Here is a 2,877-nt window from a genome sequence, read left to right on the forward strand (position 1 = left end):
TGCGACACCCTCTTCGCCATGCTCCGCGATGGCAGCCTCTACCACCCCAAAACACCCCAAACCCCTTGACGAACAACATAGGGACACTCTCACTTTCTGCAGGTTTTTTGGGGATCCTCTCTCACCTTCCGCGTGCTTTTCCCTGACGCTCTATCACCACAGTGAGAGGATGGCTGGCATGAGTGCGCCCATTGCCAAGCCATGGCTGTCCAGCCAGCCCGACCAGGACCCCCGGTCCGCTACTGGCACCACGCTGCGCTGGGGAGTGATCGCCACCGGCGGGATCGCCCGGTCTGTGTCCGCGGACCTGGCCCTGCTGGCTGACGCCGAGCTCTACGCCGTCAGTTCCCGCGGCCAGGAATCTGCAGAAAGCTTCGCCGCGGCGAATGGTTTCGCCAAGGCATACGGGGACGACGGCGGCGTTCCCGGCTACCAGCGGCTGCTCGCCGACGATTCGGTGGACGTTGTCTATGTCGCCACGCCGCATGCCCAGCACCACCAGATTGTGCTCGCCGCGCTCAACGCCGGGAAGCATGTCCTGTGCGAAAAGGCCTTCACGATCAACGCCCGGGAAGCCAAAGAGCTCATCGATACGGCCCGCAGGAAAAAGCTGTTCCTCATGGAAGCCATGTGGAGCCGGTTCCTGCCGGCCATGCAACGGGCCTTTGAGATCTCCGCGTCCGGCGAGCTCGGGGATGTGCACTGGATCAGTGCCGATTTGGGCTTCCCCGCGCCGTACTCCCCCACGGCAAGGCTGTGGGCCAGGCAGGACGGCGGTGGGGCACTGCTCGATCTGTCCATATATCCCCTGCTCTGGGCGCTCGGAACCCTCGGATTCCCGCAGACCGTCAGCGCGACGGGGGTTGTCAACGACGACGGCGTGGACGCCCAGAACGCCATGACCCTCGGGTACCACCACGGCGCCCAGGTCCAGCTGACGTCCTCCCTCCTGGCCCACGGGCCCCGGACGGCAACCGTCGCCGGAAGCCGGGGATACCTGCAAAGCGTCGGTTCGATCAACAACCCGAGTGAACTGCTGGTCTGCATCGGCCGCGAGGAACCTCGCCGCGAGGAGTTCGACGCCGTCGGGCGGGGTTACACATACGAGCTCCGCGAGGTGACGCGCTGCATCCAGCAGGGGCTCACGGAGAGCCCAGTTATGCCGCTCGAGGACTCCCTGAACACCATGCGCCTGTTCGACGGCGTCCGCGCCCAGCTCGGTGTCAGCTACCCGAACGACGCCCACGAAAGTCAGTGAATATGAGTGACAGGGAATGTCAATTTGATGGGAATATGTTGATTTTTATCTAGACTTCCATCAATAAGCAGTCTTAGTATGTAAACATCGTCGGCTTCATCGGTACTGGGGGTGGTACGCATGGCTAAAGGTCTATTGCCATGGCGTGCGCTCCGGCCGGTTCTCCTTGCAGGAGCGGCCACCCTTACCTGGCTGACGCTTTCCGGTACTGCCGCAACTGCTGATTCTGCCGACTCCGGCTCGCTCCTGGGCGGGGTGACTTCGTCGGTTTCAAGCCTTGCGGCCCCGTTGACCAGTACGTTGGCCCCGCCGCCGGCGGCCGTGCCTGCTCCTTCAGCCGTGGCGCCGTCCGGACTCGTGCAGCCTGTCGTGGGCGCGCTGACAGGGGCCACAGACCGGTTGGCAGCGGCCGTCCCCGGAGTGAATAACGTTGTTCCTGCAGGGTCAGTCTCGGCCGGGGCCGTGCCGGTCGCCGTACTGGCCGATGACGCCACCGCAGCACTGGTGGAAACCGTCGCACCGCCGCTCGTTGAAGCGGTTCCCATTCTTGAACCCGTGGTACAGCCAGTCTCCGATCTGGTTACCGGGACACTTCCGTTACCTGTTACTCTTCCCGTCGTTACGGACATAGGAGCCGTTCTCCCTGACACCGCAGGGGCTCTGAACAGGACCGACTCAACGGTTCCGCCGGCTATCTCTGGCGCTCCTACGGACATCGGTGAAGTGCAGTCTCTTGGGGATGCCGGAGTCGAAGGCTCCCTCGCGCAGAGGCTCGCCCTTGCGGTAACTTCTGCCTCCCCCGCTGCGACTGTAGCGGCGCATCGCTCAGCCGGCCCGGAGTCGCCCCTGACCGGTGAGCTGTCACCGTTCCCGGCACCTGCAGGGCCCAGTTCAGGGGCGGGGAGCGGCACGTCCGCGTCCGGTCCCGCAGGTCCTGCCGCCTGGCTGCACGACTTTGATCTTGATCTCCCGCTCCCGGGATCCTTCGCGGTCACCGGAGCCTCAGAGCATTCCCCCTCACCGGTGTCATTCGACCCCGGTTCCTCTCCTGACTAGTTGAGCCCTTTCTGCCCATCGATGGCAGAACACGGCCACTGGGTGCTGATCTGCACCCACATCAACTTTGTCAGGAGACAAACCATGCATTCCAACCTTCGCAGAGGGCTGCTTAGCACCCTCTTCGCCGGCGGGCTCCTAGCCCTCGGCGCCGCCGCAGCCAGCGCTGCGGATACAAGTAGCGGATCGGACCTCACCGCATCCGCCCTGGTCTCAGCGGCGACATCCGCTAACTCGACGTCGTTGGGCCTGCTGGGTGGCTCAACGCCGTCGGACACCGCGGATGTTGCCGCTGTGGTCGACGTCAACGTCGGCCTCGGTGACGGTCTGCTGGGCAGTGCCAACGACGGCGGAACCACCGCCGACGTCGCCGCAGACGTCAACCTCGGCCTCGGCACCGCCACCGACACGACCACCGTCGTGGCCGCCGCAGCTGACGTAGCAATCGGCCTCCGAAACGGCACGGTCACCGGCACTGACGGCAGCGGAACCACCGCCGACGTCGCAGCCGCCGCCGACATCAACCTCGGCCTCGGAACTGGCAACGCCACCGACACGACCAC

General features: G+C 64.8%; 2 protein-coding genes and 1 pseudogene. All 3 read left to right on the forward strand.

Annotation, left to right across the window (positions count from 1 at the left end):
• Positions 1-178 precede the first annotated feature (178 nt).
• Positions 179-1,258 (forward strand): Gfo/Idh/MocA family oxidoreductase, encoded by a 1,080-nt coding sequence (locus J2X42_RS23265; protein ID WP_310168498.1) that lies wholly within the window; start codon positions 179-181, stop codon positions 1,256-1,258.
• A 288-nt stretch (positions 1,259-1,546) separates the two neighbouring features.
• Positions 1,547-2,314: a hypothetical protein gene (locus J2X42_RS23270; protein ID WP_310168499.1), complete on the forward strand. Its 768-nt coding sequence runs from the start codon at positions 1,547-1,549 to the stop codon at positions 2,312-2,314.
• 84 nt (positions 2,315-2,398) lie between these two features.
• Positions 2,399-2,877: pseudogene (locus J2X42_RS23275) on the forward strand (hypothetical protein); the annotation flags it as partial.

The sequence above is a fragment of the Arthrobacter sp. BE255 genome (assembly GCF_031457335.1).
In the GTDB taxonomy this organism is placed as follows: Bacteria; Actinomycetota; Actinomycetes; order Actinomycetales; family Micrococcaceae; genus Arthrobacter.

Excerpts from the sequence above, each read along its gene's own strand:
- J2X42_RS23265 (WP_310168498.1), top strand. The coding sequence starts at position 179 with ATGAGTGCGCCCATTGCCAAGCCATGGCTGTCCAGCCAGCCCGACCAG.